Origin of the sequence: Acinetobacter sp. YH12205, from assembly GCF_013418125.1 — a bacterium.
GTDB lineage: Bacteria > Pseudomonadota > Gammaproteobacteria > Pseudomonadales > Moraxellaceae > Acinetobacter > Acinetobacter towneri.
Genome location: NZ_VPCQ01000005.1, coordinates 286,947 through 306,627, shown reverse-complemented (window position 1 = coordinate 306,627; position 19,681 = coordinate 286,947). Strand labels below are relative to the sequence as shown.

Below are 19,681 nucleotides of genomic sequence, written 5' to 3'. Positions count from 1 at the left end.
CAGCCCCCTAAATTCTTATACACCCAATGACTCACGCATCTATATATCAACACGCATGATCATCTAACTGTATCACTTGTAACATTTTCCTAAGGTGTATTCCGAGATGGAATATGTTGCATACGGCTACTCATTGATTGTCCACCCTGCCCCAACAGCACACCATAGTGCGTGGCATTGGTCATGACATGCTTGACATAGTCACGTGTTTCCAACAAAGGAATGCTTTCAGTATATTGGTCTGCCGCAATTTGCTGAAACTCTGGCTGCCAACGGCGTGCACGATTTGGCCCGGCGTTGTATCCTGCTGTGGCCAGCACAGGGCTATTGCTTAATTGTCGCTGAATGGTCGACAAATAAAATGTACCGTAGCGGATGTTGGTATTCATGTCACTGAGTGCAGCAGGATTATAAGTTTCACCCATTTGTCGTGCAACCAAACGTGCCGTGTCTGGCATAATTTGCATGAGTCCACCTGCACCTACATGCGAACGTGCAGTAGTATTAAAACGGCTTTCTTGACGCATCAAACCATAAGCCCAAGCAGGGTCAATACCTGCATTTTGACTGTGGCTCACAACATAATTACGATGTGGCATAGCATAACGGTAACTATAGTTGTGCTTATTCACAGTACGATCTGCTGCATAAATGGCACGATCATACCAACCCATATCGGTTGCACGCTTAGCCGCTGCTAAAATCAAACCATCATCCTGTCTTAAATACGCCTGACGTACCGCCCAGTTCCATTCACGGTTGACATAATTGGCAGGTGCATTAATTTCACGCAAAGTAAAGGCACGGTTAAAGTGAATATCTTGATTCAAACGCTGTAAGTCATTGGTACTTGGTTGCGTATTCGCAGGAATCGTGTTGTAGGTTTGCCCAAGACGATCTTTTGCCAACAAGTTGTGATAATCATCACCCTGCGCCAATTTTTTATAAATATTTTGTGCACTACGTTTCGACGCTGCATCATTGCGTTGTTCTGAAGCACGTGCCAACCAATATTGCCAACGATCTTCCTGTTTTTGAGTCACACTCATGCTGTCTACAGCACGAATCACACTTTCCCATGCGCCAAAACGAATCGCCTGACGGGCATAAATTTCTGCTTCTTCGGGACTAAAAGGTAAGCCATAACTGGCGTCTAAGGCACTTAACACTTCACGCTTAAAATTGTTTTTCATGACTGTAGTGCCGCCAATATATCCCACAGCACGATACAAGGCTTTTTGTACCGATTCTGGCGCACCTTCTGCACTGCGTTTTAGTGAAGAAAGTGCCGAGTCTAAATCGCTATCGGCTAAACGTCCGATCGCATAAATAAGATAGGCATGGTCTTCGTTGCTTGCTTTAGGCGCAGACCACAAATAATTCAGTGGATTGGCTTGAATGCTGTTCAATTGTGCCAAACTGATATTCATACCTAAACTTTGCGCAGTCGCTAAAGCGAGCCCTGACTGCCCTGCACGCAATTGTGCCCATAAGCGTTGCTGTTTATCTTGCTGAGTCATAATTGGACTAGAGAGCATCATTCGACCTAGACCTGTACAAGATTCAGGTTGTGAGTTCGTGGTCAACCAAACATCTTTAAATTCCGCGACCACCAAAGGATCACCCGAACGGGTACGAACTTGTGCCATGGCACAGCTTTCGGCCTGATCAGCATTACTCACATAGGCAAGCACAGGTTGTGCACTGCTAAAATCGGCCTGTTTCACTTTTTCTTCGATGTAATCGGCTGCGAGTTTTTCTGCCATCGCTGATTGTGGATGGCGCTGTGCAAACTGAACAATTGCACTGGCAGGTTGCATGCCCAAATTGGTGTTCAATGCCCAGTATTCAGGATAGTAGCCCAAAACATCATTTTGCATGGCATATTGATACTGCTGCAATAAATCGACATCACCTGAATTGGCTGCACGCAGTGCATCATTAAACTGTTCATTTGCGGCATGCGTACCCGTCATCACGGCAAGCGAAACCAGACTTAGCACAAGCTTTTTCGTTAATTTATTATTTTGTTTCATCATTTGCAGCATTCGCTTGCCTTCAGTCATTTACTTCTGCCTCGAGATCCGCATCCAATCATTCAGCTTAGTTTAATTAGTCTAGAACCCAAGTTGTGTTCTGTTATGTAACCTTATGATTAGACACTATTAATCTTGAAATCAATCTTCCAACAATTTTGCTTCACATTTCAAGTATGTGATGCACGGATTAAAGGCTGTCAGTTTATCTTGAATTCCTGCTAAAATACGCCCCTCTGTTTTATCTATTCCGTTTATTTTTATAAACGAACTCGTGAATTATCTCTTAGGAGCCTACATGACGGTTCAAACCTTCATCCCGAATGGTGCCCAAGCTGCCTCAGAAAACACTGTTACCCAGCCACAGCACACCCCAGCCGACGGTTCAGTTAAAAAACTGTATATCGAAACGCAAGGGTGTCAGATGAATGAGTATGACAGTCACCGTATGGCAGACCTTTTGGGCGACTCGCACGGCTATGTGCTGACCAGCAACCCTGCCGATGCCGATATTTTGCTCATGAACACCTGTTCAATTCGTGAAAAAGCCCAAGAAAAAGTATTTTCTGAATTAGGACGTTGGCGCAAGCTTAAAGAAAAAAATCCTGATTTGGTCATTGGTGTAGGCGGTTGCGTGGCTTCTCAAGAAGGCGACAACATTCAAAAACGCGCACCGTATGTGGATATGATTTTTGGCCCACAAACCTTGCACCGTTTGCCACAAATGCTTGATCAGCACCACGATCAAGTTGAAAAACCAAAGAAAGAAAAAATCAAACTGGTGGATATTTCTTTCCCAGACATCGAAAAATTCGACTTTTTACCTGAACCGCGTGTTGAAGGGTTTAAAGCTTTTGTGTCGATTATGGAAGGCTGTTCAAAATACTGTTCTTTCTGCGTAGTGCCTTACACGCGCGGTGAAGAAGTTTCACGTCCTTTAGATGATGTCTTAGCTGAAATTGCGACTTTGGCCGAAAAAGGCGTGCGTGAAATTAGCTTGCTCGGTCAAAACGTAAATGGCTATCGCGGTGAAACTTTTGACGGTAAAATTTGTACTTTTGCCGATTTACTGCGTTTGGTTGCCGAAGTACCTGGCATTGGACGAATTCGCTACACCACATCACACCCGCTTGAATTTAATGATGATTTGATTCAATGCTACCGTGATTTACCGCAAATGGTGTCGCATTTACACTTGCCTGTGCAAAGTGGTTCGAATGATGTGTTACAAGCCATGAAACGTAACCACACCATTGATGTGTATATCGACAAGATTGCCAAGTTACGTAAAGTACGCCCAGACATGCACTTATCTAGCGACTTTATTATTGGCTTCCCGGGTGAAACAGATCAAAACTTTGAAGAAACTTATCAGTTTATTCAAGATATGGATTTTGACCATTCTTATAGTTTTATCTACTCAAAACGTCCGGGAACACCTGCATCGGAACTCGAAGACACCACCCCTGAAGATGTTAAAAAAGAGCGTTTGTCCAAAGTTCAGCAATGGATCAAACAATCTAGTATTGATAAGACCGATGCCATGCTTGGGACGGTACAACGTGTCCTAATTGAAAATGTTTCCGACAAAGACCCGAACATTTTAGTGGGTACGGCCGACAATACACGTTTAGTAACATTTATTGGTGACCCTGCTTGGGTCGGACGCTTTGCGGAGATTGAGATTACCGAGATTAAAACTTTGAATTTAGTTTACGGTGAACTCTTGAATCTTGAGCCTGACGTGGCGTAATGTAGGAGCTAAAGTCCAATAACAGATTAAGGAATTCTCTTGACTGCAGCGATTCGACGTACAGTAACTTTTCCTGGCATTTCAATGGAACGTCTAAAAAGCATGCTCGGTGCTTATAACGGACATTTGAAACAAATCGAACAACGTCTAGACGTCCAAATTTCTCATCGTGGTGACGCCTTTTTTATAGATGGAGAAATTGATGCAGTTGAACGAGCCGAAACACTCTTGCAACGCCTGCATGAAGAAGCGGAAAGCTCTGCACAAATTAGTGCAGACACGCTCCACATGATGATTCAGGGCAGTCAGACTGACCGTGAATTACAATCGGATGATGGGCAAGAGCATACTGGATTGGATGCTGTTTGGTTGCAAACCCGCAAAGGGCGCATTAATCCACGCGGTGCCAACCAAAAGCGTTATGTGCAACGTATTTTGCAAAGTGATATTTCATTTGGTATTGGCCCTGCAGGTACGGGTAAAACCTATTTGGCTGTTGCCGCTGCCGTAGATATGTTGGAACGCAATGAAATCCAGCGGATTCTATTGGTGCGCCCTGCGGTTGAAGCGGGTGAAAAACTGGGCTTCTTACCGGGTGATTTAACCCAGAAAATTGACCCGTATTTGCGTCCCCTTTATGATGCCCTGTATGAAATGCTCGGCTTTGAAAAAGTTGCTAAGCTGATTGAACGTCAAGTGATTGAAGTTGCACCACTGGCGTATATGCGTGGTCGTACCCTCAACCACTCTTTTGTGATTTTGGATGAAGCCCAGAACACCACGCCTGAACAGATGAAGATGTTCCTGACCCGTTTAGGGTTTGGTTCACGTGCAGTGATTACCGGTGATGTGACTCAGGTGGATTTACCACGTGGTCAGCAGTCTGGTCTGGCACATGCCTTACGTGTGATTGATAAAATCCCTGAAATTCATATTACTCGTTTCCATTCTCGTGATGTCGTGCGTCACCAGCTGGTTCAGAAAATTGTTGAAGCCTATGAAGGCTGGGACAGTGAGCAACAGCGTTTAAGTGCCGAAGCGCGTGCAGAACGTAAAGCGCGCCAGGAAGCATTAATTGCGGAAAATGATGCCGCAGCAGATGCACAGCACTAATCGCTGTGCGCTCTGCAACCTACTGAAGTATTAAGGATTCATTTTGAAATTAAGTCTCAGCCTGCAACAGGACATTCAAGCGCCTGAGCTGGTGTTAAAACGTGCCTATCTGAAAAAAGTAGTCGAAACCACTTTAAGACATATAGACACCCAAAGTGATTGTGAAATTGGAATTGCCTGTGTCGATCATGCCGAAAGTCACAAGCTCAATCTGGAATATCGCAAAAAAGACAAATCTACCAACGTCTTGTCTTTCCCAAGCGATTTACCCGATGAAATGGCACAAGTTTTGCCGAGCTTCCCTATTGGGGATTTGGTAATTTGTATTCCTGTGGTTTTACAGGAAGCTGCAGAACAAGCCAAAACACCATTAGCGCATTTCACTCACATGCTAGTACATGGCACGCTGCACCTTATGGGCTATGATCATGAAACCTCAGATGAGGATGCCGAAGAAATGGAAGCTTTAGAAGTTGAGATTCTTGCCAAGTTGGGTTTGGATAATCCATACATGGAAAGAGATTGAATTTTAAGTTTTAGAAAATCATAAAAATAGCGGGCTAAGGCTCGCTTTTTTGTTTAAAACTACTCCCTCCCAATGGGAGGGAGAACATTCATTAGAGTCCCATGATTGCTAAATACCAGAAGAACATTGCTGCGTAAAGCAGAGAGTAGATTCTTGTTACTTGTCCACAAAGTCCTCTCTCCCTTTGGGAGAGAGCCAGAGAGAGGGAAAAACTAGCGCACCTCAAACTCAGCTTCAGCAGGGTCAAAACGCCACGTCCGTACAATCCGCAATTCAGAAATATCTTTCATTTTGGCATCAAATGCACCAAAAGGTGCGGCTTTACGCACCGAAGCTTTGGCTGCTTCATCTAGCATGGCATGTCCTGAACTTTCAATTAAACGAATGGCACGAATCCCACCATTGTTGTTCAAAATCACCATTAAACGTACTTCGCCTGCCAAATTCTGTGCTTTGGCTTGTTCTGGATAATAACGGTTACCATAAAATTCGACTTTTTGACGGAATTTTTCCATATAACCAGCGGTGTTGTCTTGCTTGGCCTGAATCCCATCGATGGTTTTAATTTTTTGCTGACGGCTAAAATTTTGTTGGCGTTGTAAATATTGCGCTTCAATACTAGCGACCATGGCAGCCTTAGCTTGGAATTGGCTATTCAACTCCTGCATGGCTTTTTTGCGCTGATTTTCTGCAGCCTGTTTTTGCCAACTGAGCGTGGTCATCAATACTTTTTCTTCAAAGTTTAATTCACGCTGTTGCTGCATACGCTCTAAACTTTCCAATTGCTGCTCCCCTGCACTTTGTTCAGTCATGGGTGCAGGCATATCACTCGACATGCGATGTTCTTCACGGAACGTACCTGAACCTTGCTGATCGGCTTGGGCTAAGAAATCTGCATCTTCAACTTTTGCATCGCTCATGCGTACCGATACCGCAATCTCTTTGACCGCAGCATCGCTTTGTTGCGGTGCAGCAAACTGCACGGCCAAAATTAATGCGTGCAATACAGCAGCCACCAGCAACGCTGCAGCAAAAATAGGATCTTTCCACCAATCTTGCGTAGAAGGCATCAATTGAATTTTTTTTAGCATCACATTAATCCGACAAAACGTCTGATTCCCCAAGCCGCCAAATGCGGTATAAACTAAAGAGCATATTACTTTGCTCAATTTTTGCTTTTCTGCAAAACTGCGAAGTTCATCAAAAAGCTGACTACTGAGCCTTAAAATCTTAAAAATGGTGCAACTTATTTTGCTAAACTGCAAGCTTCTATGCCTGTATTTTTAATACAATTCGACAAAATATTTGTATCTGTAAAGAATGAATGAACGACTTGGACGGCCGTATGCAAACCCTGATCACCAATATCTCTCAACGTATCCGTCAAGTGTACCAAAAAGCGGAAGGATTTATTGAGGATGAACGTGAATTTCCATTATCTCAGGTCTTCTTAAATGCGACTTTTCAGCGCTTTGTGACCGATAATGTGAAAATGTTGCAAGATCTGCACGCAGACTTACACGACGACTGGTTACGTCTTTATGCAACCCTAGATTACAACGGCTTGAACATCACTCTGTCTGTCGATTTAAAATTAGTACAGATGGAATTGAATAAAGATACTCAGCTGATTGTGTTTGAACAAATTAGTGACACGCAGGTGATTGAAGCAAGTTATCCAAGTTTTTTGCATAAAATCGCTGTGAAGTGCGCTTTATTTTACTATCAAAAAATACGCAATGATGACCCTTTAGGCATGATTTTAGAAAAACTCAAAGTCATTAAAGTCAAAGATGATTTGCTGCATTTAGATTTAAATCGCTGGTTGGGCAAAAGCCGCTCTATCATTGACACACTCAGCAAAGTTCATGTGAATCATGCGGTATTACGTGAAGCGGAATTGGTGCTCACTGGCAACGTCAATTTAACGGCGTTGTTCCGCAAAATGTCTGAAGAAAGACTAGAAGATGTGGAAGAATCTCTTGCAGATACGCAAGTCACACCGCTGAAACAAAAATAAAGCTAAGCTGAAACTTTAGAAGAGAATACATACAGGAAAACTACACAAGCCGCATAATTCCTAATTTTCTCTTCATATTCAACGCGTATAATGGCAACAAGCAAGCAAATTGCATCTCCCTACATACAGAGGAAATATCTCAGCAATGGCAAATCATGTATTGAAAAAAATGGGTATGGCAGCCGGTGTGTCTACAGCACTGTTTTTGGCTGGTTTCTCTAGCCAAACATTTGCCATGAGTCCTTTCCAAGCCAGTTATCAATTTAACTACAATGGTAAAAACTTAGGTTCTGCAACACGTACTTTAAGCCAAACAGGTAACCAATGGAGTTATGTGTTTGCTGCCAAAGCAGGCGTGATTGCCTCTGCTACAGAAACTAGCCGTTTTAGTTTTAATAATGGCAAAATTGGCTCATCTAGCTTTAGCCGCAGCAGTAAGATTTTGGTGCATAACAACACCATGAGTATTAACTTCAATCCTTCGGCGAAAACCATTAACACCAAAAAGGACAGCGACACCCGTTCTTTTGCGTGGAAAGCGGGCGTGTTGGATGAGTTGAATGCGGAACTGCAAATCCGTGAAGACTTAAAAAGTGGCGGTTTAAAATCGAGCTACTATATTGCCGATAATAAAGAGGTGGAATCACGTCGCTTTATTAAGCAAGGTTCAGAAAAAATCAAAACCAGTTATGGTACTTTTGATACCATTAAAGTGGTGCTGAAACACAACAAACCAAACCGTGATACGATTTTCTGGTTGGCACCAAAACTTGACTACTTGCCTGTCAAAGTTACCCACCAAGACAAAGACAAGTCTTATGGATTATTACTCACAGGCTATAAAGGCCCGACCAACTAATTTAGAATATAACTACTGAGCAAAGCTTGGCAGTTATTCACCATTTGGTAAATTGTTCTTGCATTTTTTCAGGTGCTTTTTAAAATACGCTTTTGCTTTGAAAAGCACCTGCTCTTGAGGATTCTCCCGTGCATGCACTAGAACAGAAAATTTTAGCCGAAGGTATCGTTCTATCTGAAGCGGTTCTAAAAGTCGACTCTTTCTTAAACCATCAAATTGACCCTGTGATGATGCAGCAAATTGGTCAAGAATTTGCGCGTTTGTTTAAAGATGCAGGCATCACCAAAATTATTACCATCGAAGCTTCTGGCATTGCACCAGCTGTGATGGCAGGTTTAGAGCTTGGTGTACCTGTAATTTTTGCACGTAAATATCAATCTTTAACCTTAAAAGATGATTTATACCGCTCTAAAGTATTTTCATTTACCAAGCAAACTGAAAGCACGATTGCCATTTCAAACAAACATATTAGCGCTAGCGACAAAGTCTTGGTGATTGATGACTTTTTGGCAAATGGTCAAGCTGCACTCGGTTTAGCAGATTTAATCCATCAAGCCAATGCAGAAGTCGTGGGTATTGGGATTGTGATTGAAAAGTCATTCCAGCCGGGTCGTGAATTATTGCTTGAAAAAGGCTATCGCGTTGAATCATTGGCACGAGTAAAGTCTTTGGCAAACGGTACAGTTGAATTTGTACGCGATTAAGGTCGATTAAAACTGATGTTGGTTCATCATTTAAACCCGATGATCAAAGAGTGCTTAGGCGCTCTTTTTTTTATGCTTTTTTTAAACTTAAACAACTCATTTACATATATTGAATTTACAAAATAGCCGCGCTACGCCATTCTGCACTTGAAATAACAGTGATTCAGCAGTCTAGTTTTTCTGATTGCAGCTCTAGACAGCACTTTTTAGATCGTCTGCGTGCATTGATGCATGCGGCATGAGCATAAGGCAATTTACAGTCATGACACAAGACAATCCGTTGATGCAACACAGTATCACCTGTCCGAAATGTGGTTCAACTCAAGTTGAAAAACGCAACCATCAACAAAACTTACAAAAAATTGGTGGCGTGTTATTAGGCTCTGCAGGTACAGCAGCAGGTACTGTGGGCGGCGCAGCTTCGGGAGCTTCTATTGGTGCGGCAATTGGTACAGCCGCAGGGCCATTGGGCGTGATTATGGGCGGCACCATTGGAACATTTGTCGGGGCAATTAGCGTGGGAATCACAGGTGGTTTTCTTGGGCATCGCTTTGGTAAAAAAGCAGGTGTAATTGTTGATCAGAATATTTTTCTAGATTTTCAATGCCTCAAATGTAAACACCGCTTTAAAGAAAAGTTGAAACAGCCAAGCAACTCTAAGTAACCCTAAATCAATTTCAAAAAAAGTGCTGCACATTGCAGCACTTTTTGATTGCATCTTTTTATTTTGCAGTGCTGCTTGCAGAAGTCATCACAGTTTTTTGTGCCGCTAAATACTGTGCTTCCGCAGGTTGTTTTTCAATACGTTGTTCTTCTGAAAAACTCAGACTATGCACAATTTCAGTCGCTGCAACACTCGACCATGAACACCCTAAACTCATTAGACCTAACCCAATCAGCATCCACTTATTCATTTTCACTTTCCTCAATCTCTCATTTTTACAGCAGTCCGTTGTGCTCAATACATTAGGGTCTGTTGACAATTCGTCTATGTTTGCGGCATGAGAGATATATCTCGCAAGGTTTTTTAGCTGATATAAGGCATGGGACAGGAAATTTAGTCATTCTAAATGACTGGCACATAACGCAATAGCAGCAAAAAATATGCTCGCCCCGAAAGGCTGTGGCTAAAACTTTCTCAGATTGCGTTATGAAACTTAGCAATAATCTCGCTATTCCTTGCGTTTCATGCCTGATCTGCTCAGTTTTAGCCTACAGCGCAAGCCATTTATGAAATGTCAACAGACCCTAGCCTGCAAAAAAATGCTGCGTGAACCGTGACAGAAAACTCTGCTTTTAAAGCGGTTATTAGACGTGAAAAGAGAAAAACTGAATATCACTGCAAATGGTGATTTTAGGTGAAAAGTGAACTTATTTTTTAGCACGCTCAATGCTACATAAGCCAATCGAATTCAAGTACAAAAGATAAAAGCGTAAAACGATATCCACATTTTACGCTTCATCTTAATTAAAGAAAGAATCTCACATGCCCTGTAATTTTTTTACCATTTCACCTAGGCGTTGTCCTTGCGCTTCACAAAGGATTTTTTCATCCTGACTCAAAGCCTGATCGTGGCGCGGGCCGCTCACATGCGTTGCACCATACGGCGTACCGCCCGTTTTGGTATTTGATAAAGCAGGATGCGCATTATGCAATCCCATAATCATCATTCCGTGGTGAAACAATGGCGGCAACATGGTCAATAAGGTACTTTCCTGTCCACCATGCATCGAACCCGATGAGGTAAAAACGCAGGCAGGTTTATTGTGCAATGCGCCATTCAGCCACAGACTAGTGGTTTGATCCCAGAAATATTTCATTTCAGATGCCATATTGCCAAAACGTGTAGGTGAACCTAAAGCCAAACCTGCACAATTGGCCAAGTCATCCAAAGTACAATAAATATCACCTTCGGCAGGAATACTTGGCTCGGCTTGTTGCACCACGGTCGAGATATTTGGCACAGTTCTAATTTTAACGGGCATGCCACTAGCCTCTACCCCGTTGGCAATTAAATGTGCCATTTCTTTGGTAGAACCATATTTACTAAAGTACAAAACCAGAATATATGCTTGCATCATGCTAAGAAATCAGACTAAAAATGAAAACTATACGGTATTTTGCTGCTTTTTTGGTTAAGCTTAACCATGAAAACAGATAAAGATGATTAAAAAAGTTGAGACAGCCACTGTATGATCGTTGAGTATTTAAAGAAACTGCCTTTTTATGACAAACAATGGTTTCAATTTGTCTTATTTGTGCTGCGTCGCTTTGAAGCAGATCGCTGCCGTGAACAAGCAGGCTCTTTAACCTACACTACCCTGTTTGCCGTTGTACCTATGCTCACCGTATTTTTGGTGATCATCTCATCCATTAAGGCACTCGAACCTGCACGGCAACAATTACAACAACTGATTTACAGCAACTTTTTACCTAAAACCACCATCGCCTTTGATAAAGCCTTAAATGCCTTTACCGACAAATCTAGCAACTTAACCGTCATCGGGATTTTGTTTTTATTCGTGACCACGGTGATGATGCTGACCAGTATTGAAACTGTGTTTAACCGAATTTGGCGGGTTAAGGAAACCCGTGGCGGCATTATGGGTTTTATGCGTTACTGGACCATTATCTCATTAGGCCCTATTTTACTGGGCAGTGCTTTTGTCATTTCCTCAACTTTGGCATCTATGAATGTGCTGAGTAATAACTTTGCAGGTTATGAACTCAATGGCGCATTTATTTTATGGCTGATTTCATTTGCCCTAACCATTTTAGGTTTTTTTATTCTGAATTGGACCATTCCCAACCGCAGTGTACCTATTAAAGCCGCATTAATTGCGGGGGTTTTCAGTGCTGTTGTATTTGAATTTTTGAAAAACCTGTTTGGTTTTATTATGTCCAACTTCACCAGTTATGAAATTATTTATGGTGCTTTTGCTGCCGTACCTATTTTCTTACTGTGGATTTTCCTGTCTTGGAATATTGTGCTGTTAGGTGTTGAAATTAGTTATGCCTTGACCGCTTTTGAAGCCAGTCGCGAAAAAAAATGCCATCCGCTGCTCATGCTATTGGACTTACTGGAATTGTTTTACAAAAAACAAATGCGCGGAGAAAGTGTCACTGAAACTGAAGCCTTAGATGTATTGGGACGTAATGAAATTGGGCGCTGGCCGTCTTATGTGCTGATGCTAGAACAACAAAATTTAATTAAACGTACTGAAAATGATGAATTTGTTTTGGTGCGCAATTTATCTCAGGTAGATTTTTGGAGTTTTTATTCACAGCTACCGTATTCATTGCCACGTCGTCAGGACTTGGCCAATGTCTATCCTGATGATGAATGGATGCAAAAACTTGGCCCCGTACTCAGTGAAACCGATGACTATTTGGCTGCCAAATTGTCGATTCCGCTCTCTAAGATTTTTGAAGAAAAATAATCTTGTACGCGCTCGCTAGATTTTAAATATCACCCATCTTCAAATTTAAACCCGTATTGAGCTACTAGGTTATTTGAAGATGATTTTTACATGACAACATTGCTGATGTTGAGTCTTGCTCAAGTTCATGGAAAAGCTGCAAATACTTATTTTCTTTTTAGTACTTGGGTTTTATGTTTAAACCAACATTGAGCATTCACCATCAACACCCCCAGCATGACCAAAACAGCCCCAATCATAAAACTTTGGCTCAAGCTTTCATTCAACAACCATACACCAAACAATACGCCAAATAATGGCGTTAAAAATGAAAACACGCCTAAACTGGATGCTAAATATTGTTTCAGCAACCAAAACCAAGCGAGATAGCTAATAAACGAAATCAATACCGCATGAAAAATCAAACTGCCTATGGCTAAGGCTGTCCAATGAATTTCAGCCTGTCCCATCCACCATGCCATCGGCAGTAAAATCAAAAAACCACCCATCAATTGGTAAAACAAAGTTTGTGTTGCAGGGGCTTCCGATAAACGACTTAGACGTACCGCAACAGTTGTGGCTGCCCAAAGTATGCCTGCACTCAGCGCAAGTAAATCGCCAAAAAGCATCTGGCTGAAGTTTTGGTGGCTCTCTTGTTGCACAGTATCACGCCATAAAAAAGTCACCGCTATGCCAGCAAAAGACAACAGAATCCCGCCCCATTGCAAGCGAGATAAACGCTCTGCAGGTAGTTTCCAATGCAACGCTAAAGCCACAAAAATAGGCGCGGTATATAGTAAAACCACCACATGCGACGCAGAAGTATATTGAATCGCCTGCCCTAACATAAAAAATTCTGCGGCAAATAAAATACCCACCAATATGCCTGCAGGCAGATATTCAGTCGAAGCCCATTGTGTATTTCTTGCAAGCAATAACAAAGGCAACACCATCACAGCAGACAAGCCTGAACGCAGTGCCAATTGCATCAAGGGTGAAATATCTGCCGCAGCAACTTTTAGCACCACTTGTTGCAAACCCCAAAAAACACACAAAATTAGCATCATACTGCTGGCTTTTGCATCAAGTGCTTGGCGTGAACTCATGGCTGAACCTGATCTGAGATAAAAAATAGACTTTAAAGTAAGCAGCGGACTCAACCTAAATCTTTTGGATATTCAACATCATTGAGTACTTGAGGAGTTTTGGCATTATGCGCGACTTTGCATAAAAAAAGCGACCTAAATAGATCGCTAATTTTTAAGGATTAACTTAATCATCTGTTGCGAAAGCAATATCACTGAGTCCGGCTTCACTCGCACGTGACATCACTTGCGCCACAGTATCATAACGCGCATCTTTATCTGCTCTTAACACCACGGTTGGCTGTTGAGCTTGCTGACTAGCATCATTAAAGCGGGTTTGCAACTCATCTAAACTAATGATTTGATCATCCCACGCCACTTCACCATTGGCATTGATACTGACCTGAATTTGCTCAGGCGGTAAATCAACAATTTCTGCGCTGGTTTGCGGTAAGGTTAATGGTATAGATGGGTTGGCAACGGTCGCTGTCACCAAAAAGATGATCATCAATACCAACATAATGTCGATCAGGGGAATAAGGTTCATCTCATTCATGCCTGAATCGTTGTCTTCACCCAATTGAAAAGCCATTAAACCTGACCTCCCACTAAACTTTGTTGTGTTGCATTCACTTCAGTTCTTTGAACAGAAGAATCTTGTTGCAACATGGTGTCAATCAACAAACTATGTGCATGATCTTGCAAATTTGTAGATAAGGTACGGTTCACACGCGAACAAATGTTGTAAGCAATCACGGCAGGAATCGCCACCGCCAAACCGAAGCCCGTCATAATCAACGCTTCACCAACAGGCGTTGCCACTTGAGCCAATCCCGCCTGACCGCTTTTTCCAACCGCAACGAGTGCATGGAAAATACCCCAAACTGTACCAAACAAACCCACAAACGGTGCTAATGACGCAATTGTACCCAGTACCGATACGCCTTTTTCTGCCGATGCTTTTTCTACCGAAATTTGACGCAATAAGGCTTGCTCAGCAACCGCTTTACGCTGCTCAAAATTTAAGGGCACCAGTTTTGCTTTAAGCTGATTTAAAGCCTGTGACAGTTGAGCATAAGCTTGTTGCTTCAATTGGCGCGTGCCTATCAAACGTAATGCGAAGATGGTCCATGTCGCAATCGACATCGCCAATAACACGAAATACAGCGTTTTGCTGACTGCATCTGCGTGTTGCCAATAGACGGAAAAGTTCATACTCGAACTCCTGTTGAAGGTTAGCCGTTAGGGTTCAATGTCAATTCAAAAGGCTGCTCAGCACGAATTGGATAAGCCACGCCATTTTCTTTGTACGGTTTGAATTTTGCACTACGCACTGCGCGTAAAATCTTTTGATCTAAAGCAGGTACACCACTAGAACGCGTAATTTGAGCATCGGTGATCACGCCTTTTTCATTGGCTTCAATCCGAACCACCACGTTACGGGTTTCTCCCTGTAAATCACGATTGGTATAAGAAGGTTTTGGAGAACGACTCCATTGCACGCCTGAGCCGCCAATCGACACTGTTTTTGGAGCAGAAGGTGCGACAGGAGCAGGTGCTGGCGCAACAGGTGCAACTGTCGGTTTCGGTGCAGGCTGTACCACTTTAGTTTCAGTCACCGTTGCTACAGGTGCAGGTTGCACCACACGTTCGACTGGTTTTTCTACGGGCTTCGCCACGGGTTTAGGGGCTTCTGCTTTTTTAACTTGCTGTACTTTTTCTACTTTTTTCGGTGGCGGTGGCAACGGTTTTTCTACCACAGGCACTTCTTTTACAGGCTGAGGCTTGGGTTTTTCAGGCTGTGGTTCAGCCTTAGGTTGCGGTGGCAACGGTTTAGGCTGTTCTTGAATTTTTACAAAGCGTACTTTTAAAGGTTCTTTTTCTATGGGCTTTAAGGTCGGAGTTTGCATTTGCCCCAATGCCCACAACACACCGACATGACCTAATGCAACCACAGCTAAAGCCGTCACAACTTTCTTTTTCATGGCATTGGGCATTTGTAGCATAGCGTTGGGAGATTGGTTCATTAAAGTCAGCGACCTTCAAAAGCAATTGCCAAACCATCACAGTTCCGAACGATCAAACTGATCGGTTAGCACAATTAAAGTAACGCAATAATAAATGAGAAGTGTTTTCATTTGCAACTATTTTTTAATAACAAACGTGAATCATCCAATAAATTTGCTATTTTAAAAACAGTTTAAATAAATGTTATAACATTACAATTTTAGCATAAAAAAACATGCCATGTCGGCATGTTTTAATTCGATTTTTAGATAGCTTTTACCCTATTGAAATACAACAGTTTTGTTGCCATCTACAATAATACGGTCTTCCAAATGCCATTTAACTGCACGTGCCAGTACATTACGTTCCACATCCTGACCCAATTCACGCAGTTGATCTACCGTAAAGTCGTGGTTTACACGCTCTACATCTTGCTCAATGATCGGACCTTGATCTAGGTCTGCTGTTACATAGTGTGCAGTTGCACCAATCAGTTTTACGCCTTTTTCATAAGCTTGTTTATATGGATTTGCGCCCACGAAAGCAGGCAGGAATGAATGGTGAATATTGATCACTTTCATTTCCCACTTAGAGACAAACTCTTCATCCAAAATTTGCATATAACGCGCCAATACCAACAAATCATTGCCTTGCATCAATTCATCAATTTTAGCGTAAGCTTCACGTTTATTTTCTTTATTAACAGGCACTACTTCAAACGGAATACCAAAGTTTTCTACCGCTTCACGCAAGGTGTCATGGTTCGACACCACTTTGGTAATTTCACATGGTAAACCACCACGTGAATGACGCCATAATAGTTCGAGCAAAGCATGATCAACTTTAGACACCAAAATGCCGACTTTTTTCACATCGCTGACCAAAGCCAAACGCCATTGCATTTCATAACGCTCTGCCACGTTAGAAGCAAAGGTTTGCAATAAGCTTTCTTTACGGCTTTGCAAGTGATCCAGTTCAAACTCAACCCGCATGAAATAACGCCCGCCCTGAGCTTCTGTTGCGTATTGATCAAGCGCGGTAATGTTGGCTCCTTGATGATACAAAAAGCTCGATACAGCCTGCACAATACCTGGCTTATCTTCACAGGTAATCAGTAAACGTGCAGTATTCGCAGTCGTCATATTCATGTTGTTTTTAGTCACTACTTGGTTAAATTGAAAAACAAGCCGAGTATTCTAGCGCGTTTCTCAGACATTCTAAATAGCCATTCTCAGTCTCTTAGTCGGCTTGAGTATTTTTACTGGATGATAAACTCTCAAACAGTTCAGATGTGCCTAGTGTTTCTAGTAAACGCTCATAGGTTGCACGACTTTCACCCCGTAAATATGCCCCTTCAAGGAACAGCATTTGACGTAAAGCCTGCCAAATCCATTTTTCTTCCAAATGGTTTGAATCGGTAATGTGACCCGACATATATAAGAAGTTCGTCCAGTTGGTCAGCACAATCCAAATATTGATAATCAAGGCTTCAATTTCTGACTCAGTCATTTGCATCAGACCCGCATCCACAAAGGCCTGATAAATTTTTTGTCCCTGCTGCATGACCTGTCCTGCAAAACGTGGATACATTTTGCGGAAATCTTCATTGGTTTCGACCAAATGATAGACATCACGATGCAAAAAACGATAAGCCCACAGCTGACTACTGAGAACCTGAAAATAACGAATTTTGTCATTGGCATCTAAGCCACGATTTTCAGGCAAAGCCAGCATTTCTAAAGTTTCTTGCTGATATTGTTCCATCAGCTCTTTAATAATTTCGTTCTTATTGCGGAAGTGGTAATACAAGTTTCCTGGGCTCATGCCCAGTTCTGCCGCAATATGATTGGTTGTTACCGAACGCTCACCACGCTCGTTAAACAATTGCAAACTCAATTGCAAAATACGTTCTTTGGTTTTCAACGTTTTGGTTTGAGACATCCTAAAAACAACCATTCTTTAAAATTTGGGGGGCATGAAAACATAAAGTCACTTGACTGATTAGAGTAAATACTCTAAAAATTAACTTATATTGCTTTTATTGAATGGTAACATGCCATGAACAGTCAAACAAAAACAACTTCAATGACCCCACATTCACCCGATTTACAACGTCTGGATGATATTTTGGCATTGCAGAAATATGCCTATCAGCGTCATCCTGTCCCAAGTGCCAAAGAACGCATTGAACGCTTAGCCCGCTTAAAACGTGTGATTGTGAAATATCAGGATCAATTTGCCGAAGCCATTAACCGTGACTATGGCAACCGCGCCATTGCAGAAACCAAAATTGGTGAATTACTTACCTGCTTGGAACATATCAAATATTACAGCAAAAACCTGACCGACTGGATGAAGCCATCTAAACGTCAGGTTGGTATTATCCACCAACCTGCAAAAGCATCGGTACAGTATCAACCTTTAGGGGTAATTGGCATTATTGCACCTTGGAACTATCCGCTGCTGTTGTCTTTAGGCCCACTGATCTGTGCTTTGGCTGCAGGCAACCATGCCATGATCAAAATTTCCAGTGCTTCTGCGCATTTTGGTAAAGTACTGGAAAACGCCATGAGCGAAGCATTTCCACAGGAATTGGTGGCAGTAATTAATGGCGGCGGTATTATTTCCGATGCGTTCTGTCATTTGCCTTTTGACAAAATTATTTTCACAGGCTCTACCGAAGTCGGCAAAACTGTAATGGCTGCCGCGTCACAAAACCTTGTGCCTGTCATTTTAGAACTAGGTGGAAAATCCCCTGTTTTGGTGCATCCATCTAGCGATATGGTCGATGTAGCGCAGCGTATTGCGGTAGGTAAACTCTGGAATGCTGGACAAACCTGTGTTGCACCCGACTATATGTTCTTGCCTAAAGGCAAAACTGCCGAATTTATGGAGCATTTCGAGCAATTTGTGACCGAAATGTATCCGCATATTCGTGATAACCAAGACTACACTTCTATTATTAATGACAAACAATATCGTCGCTTACAGGGCTATTTAGAAGATGCACGTGAGCGAGGTGCAAATATTATTGAAATTAATCCGCAAAGTGAAAATGTGGCTGCAACCCGTAAAATGGCACCAACGGTACTGACCAATGTCAGTCCAGACATGCAAATTATGCAAAATGAGATCTTTGGTCCAGTCCTGCCAATCTTAGAATATGAACAAATTGATGATGTAATCGAGTTTATTAATAGCCGACCGCGTCCTCTTGCTTTATACTATTTCGACTTTGATCAGGCGCGTGCCGACTATGTCGCACAGCGAACCCATTCAGGGCATTTCGGACTCAATACTGTATTGACCCACGTTGCACAAGATGACTTACCATTTGGTGGTGTTGGTGCATCGGGCATGGGGAAATATCACGGTCCAGAAGGTTTTTTCAGCTTGTCACATGAACGGTCGGTAATGTCTAATCCGAAGCTTTACAGCTTGAAGTTCATTCTCCCCCCATTTGATAAGCCGATTCATCGATTGATTTCGAAGACGCTTCTTCGTTAACTGATCAAGGCATGAGCTATCAAACACGCTCATGCTGTTTTTGAAGAAAATCGCTTGTCTTTTAAGCGTATTTTTGATATAAAACGCCCCTTGAATGAATTCATCCGTTTATTTTTGACTGGCCATACAGATTTGCTGTTGGCTAAATCAATGGAGTTACACCATGTCTAAGGTTTGCCAAGTTACCGGCAAGCGTCCAGTCGTTGGTAACAACGTCTCACACGCCAACAACAAAACTAAGCGCCGGTTCGAGCCGAACCTGCACAACCACCGTTTCTGGTTAGAAAGCGAAAAACGTTTCGTACGTCTTCGTTTAACCACTAAAGGTATGCGTATTATCGACAAATTGGGCATTGAAAAGGTTGTTGCTGACCTTCGTGCTCAAGGTCAAAAGATCTAAGTAAGGAGTCAGGACAATGCGTGATAAGATTCGCTTAGTTTCTACAGCTGGTACAGGTTATTTCTATACCACTACTAAAAACAAACGTACTATGCCGGAAAAAATGGAAATCAAAAAATTTGATCCAAAAATCCGTCAACACGTAGTTTTCAAAGAAGCTAAAATCAAATAATTTTAGCTTTTTTAAAAAACGACCTTATTCAGGTCGTTTTTTTTTGCACTTTTTTTGCCTCACTTGTTAAAATTTCCTC

General features: G+C 42.2%; 21 protein-coding genes. 11 read left to right on the top strand and 10 right to left on the bottom strand.

What is annotated here, in order from left to right:
* Positions 1-89 precede the first annotated feature (89 nt).
* Positions 90-1,976: a lytic transglycosylase domain-containing protein gene (locus tag FTU92_RS09245; protein ID WP_179988513.1), complete on the bottom strand. Its 1,887-nt coding sequence runs from the start codon at positions 1,974-1,976 to the stop codon at positions 90-92.
* A 358-nt stretch (positions 1,977-2,334) separates the two neighbouring features.
* Between FTU92_RS09245 and miaB the strand changes: the two genes are divergently transcribed.
* From miaB to ybeY, 3 genes are read left to right on the top strand one after another with little or no spacing between them, the layout of a single operon-like run.
* Complete coding sequence (gene miaB / locus FTU92_RS09240) at positions 2,335-3,789, top strand: tRNA (N6-isopentenyl adenosine(37)-C2)-methylthiotransferase MiaB (protein ID WP_179988454.1); 1,455 nt, start codon at positions 2,335-2,337, stop codon at positions 3,787-3,789.
* A gap of 39 nt (positions 3,790-3,828) precedes the next feature.
* The gene (locus tag FTU92_RS09235; RefSeq protein WP_004976193.1) at positions 3,829-4,902 is read left to right on the top strand and encodes a PhoH family protein; all 1,074 of its coding nucleotides are present in this window, start codon (positions 3,829-3,831) and stop codon (positions 4,900-4,902) included.
* A 43-nt stretch (positions 4,903-4,945) separates the two neighbouring features.
* A complete protein-coding gene (gene ybeY / locus FTU92_RS09230) occupies positions 4,946-5,428 on the top strand; it encodes an rRNA maturation RNase YbeY (RefSeq protein WP_004976192.1) in 483 nt (160 codons plus the stop codon).
* 212 nt (positions 5,429-5,640) lie between these two features.
* On the opposite strand, the gene FTU92_RS09225 is transcribed toward ybeY, so the two are convergent.
* Positions 5,641-6,498: an energy transducer TonB gene (locus tag FTU92_RS09225; protein ID WP_171062604.1), complete on the bottom strand. Its 858-nt coding sequence runs from the start codon at positions 6,496-6,498 to the stop codon at positions 5,641-5,643.
* Between the two features lie 275 nt (positions 6,499-6,773).
* Here FTU92_RS09225 and FTU92_RS09220 point away from each other — a divergent pair, with 275 nt between their 5' ends.
* The 4 genes from FTU92_RS09220 (at position 6,774) to FTU92_RS09205 (ending at position 9,675) form a co-directional block, all read left to right on the top strand.
* Positions 6,774-7,448 (top strand): hypothetical protein, encoded by a 675-nt coding sequence (locus tag FTU92_RS09220; RefSeq protein ID WP_004976182.1) that lies wholly within the window; start codon positions 6,774-6,776, stop codon positions 7,446-7,448.
* Positions 7,449-7,593: 145 nt separating this feature from the next.
* Positions 7,594-8,307 carry a DUF3108 domain-containing protein gene (locus FTU92_RS09215; RefSeq protein WP_004976176.1) on the top strand — a complete coding sequence of 238 codons (714 nt, stop codon included), beginning with the start codon at positions 7,594-7,596 and terminating at the stop codon, positions 8,305-8,307.
* Positions 8,308-8,435: 128 nt separating this feature from the next.
* Positions 8,436-9,011 (top strand): xanthine phosphoribosyltransferase, encoded by a 576-nt coding sequence (locus FTU92_RS09210; protein ID WP_004976172.1) that lies wholly within the window; start codon positions 8,436-8,438, stop codon positions 9,009-9,011.
* 262 nt (positions 9,012-9,273) lie between these two features.
* Positions 9,274-9,675 (top strand): hypothetical protein, encoded by a 402-nt coding sequence (locus FTU92_RS09205; protein WP_179989430.1) that lies wholly within the window; start codon positions 9,274-9,276, stop codon positions 9,673-9,675.
* A gap of 58 nt (positions 9,676-9,733) precedes the next feature.
* Here FTU92_RS09205 and FTU92_RS09200 read toward each other — a convergent pair whose 3' ends face one another.
* Positions 9,734-9,925 (bottom strand): hypothetical protein, encoded by a 192-nt coding sequence (locus FTU92_RS09200; protein ID WP_179989432.1) that lies wholly within the window; start codon positions 9,923-9,925, stop codon positions 9,734-9,736.
* Positions 9,926-10,493: 568 nt separating this feature from the next.
* Positions 10,494-11,090, bottom strand: a complete 597-nt coding sequence (gene wrbA, locus FTU92_RS09195; protein WP_026438329.1) for an NAD(P)H:quinone oxidoreductase — start codon at positions 11,088-11,090, stop codon at positions 10,494-10,496.
* Positions 11,091-11,204: 114 nt separating this feature from the next.
* Between wrbA and FTU92_RS09190 the strand changes: the two genes are divergently transcribed.
* Positions 11,205-12,452, top strand: a complete 1,248-nt coding sequence (locus tag FTU92_RS09190; protein WP_179989434.1) for a YihY family inner membrane protein — start codon at positions 11,205-11,207, stop codon at positions 12,450-12,452.
* A 146-nt stretch (positions 12,453-12,598) separates the two neighbouring features.
* On the opposite strand, the gene FTU92_RS09185 is transcribed toward FTU92_RS09190, so the two are convergent.
* The 6 genes from FTU92_RS09185 to FTU92_RS09160 all read right to left on the bottom strand — a co-directional run bounded on the left by FTU92_RS09185 (position 12,599) and on the right by FTU92_RS09160 (position 17,464).
* The gene (locus FTU92_RS09185) at positions 12,599-13,537 is read right to left on the bottom strand and encodes a DMT family transporter (protein WP_136144062.1); all 939 of its coding nucleotides are present in this window, start codon (positions 13,535-13,537) and stop codon (positions 12,599-12,601) included.
* Between the two features lie 166 nt (positions 13,538-13,703).
* Positions 13,704-14,108: a biopolymer transporter ExbD gene (locus FTU92_RS09180; RefSeq protein WP_004976158.1), complete on the bottom strand. Its 405-nt coding sequence runs from the start codon at positions 14,106-14,108 to the stop codon at positions 13,704-13,706.
* A complete protein-coding gene (locus FTU92_RS09175; protein WP_096901723.1) occupies positions 14,108-14,731 on the bottom strand; it encodes a MotA/TolQ/ExbB proton channel family protein in 624 nt (207 codons plus the stop codon). The genes FTU92_RS09180 and FTU92_RS09175 overlap by 1 nt, the downstream gene beginning before the upstream one ends.
* Positions 14,732-14,751: 20 nt before the next feature.
* Positions 14,752-15,543, bottom strand: coding sequence for an energy transducer TonB (locus FTU92_RS09170; RefSeq protein ID WP_104853035.1), 792 nt, complete (start codon positions 15,541-15,543; stop codon positions 14,752-14,754).
* A 261-nt stretch (positions 15,544-15,804) separates the two neighbouring features.
* A complete protein-coding gene (purU, locus tag FTU92_RS09165) occupies positions 15,805-16,671 on the bottom strand; it encodes a formyltetrahydrofolate deformylase (protein ID WP_004976151.1) in 867 nt (288 codons plus the stop codon).
* 91 nt (positions 16,672-16,762) lie between these two features.
* Positions 16,763-17,464, bottom strand: coding sequence for a TetR/AcrR family transcriptional regulator (locus tag FTU92_RS09160; RefSeq protein WP_004976150.1), 702 nt, complete (start codon positions 17,462-17,464; stop codon positions 16,763-16,765).
* A 117-nt stretch (positions 17,465-17,581) separates the two neighbouring features.
* On the opposite strand from FTU92_RS09160, the gene FTU92_RS09155 reads away from it, so the two are divergent.
* The 3 genes from FTU92_RS09155 (at position 17,582) to rpmG (ending at position 19,602) form a co-directional block, all read left to right on the top strand.
* The gene (locus tag FTU92_RS09155) at positions 17,582-19,030 is read left to right on the top strand and encodes a coniferyl aldehyde dehydrogenase (RefSeq protein WP_180096132.1); all 1,449 of its coding nucleotides are present in this window, start codon (positions 17,582-17,584) and stop codon (positions 19,028-19,030) included.
* 163 nt (positions 19,031-19,193) lie between these two features.
* Positions 19,194-19,430 (top strand): 50S ribosomal protein L28, encoded by a 237-nt coding sequence (gene rpmB / locus FTU92_RS09150; protein ID WP_004976147.1) that lies wholly within the window; start codon positions 19,194-19,196, stop codon positions 19,428-19,430.
* Between the two features lie 16 nt (positions 19,431-19,446).
* The gene (gene rpmG / locus FTU92_RS09145) at positions 19,447-19,602 is read left to right on the top strand and encodes a 50S ribosomal protein L33 (protein WP_004976146.1); all 156 of its coding nucleotides are present in this window, start codon (positions 19,447-19,449) and stop codon (positions 19,600-19,602) included.
* Positions 19,603-19,681 lie beyond the last annotated feature (79 nt).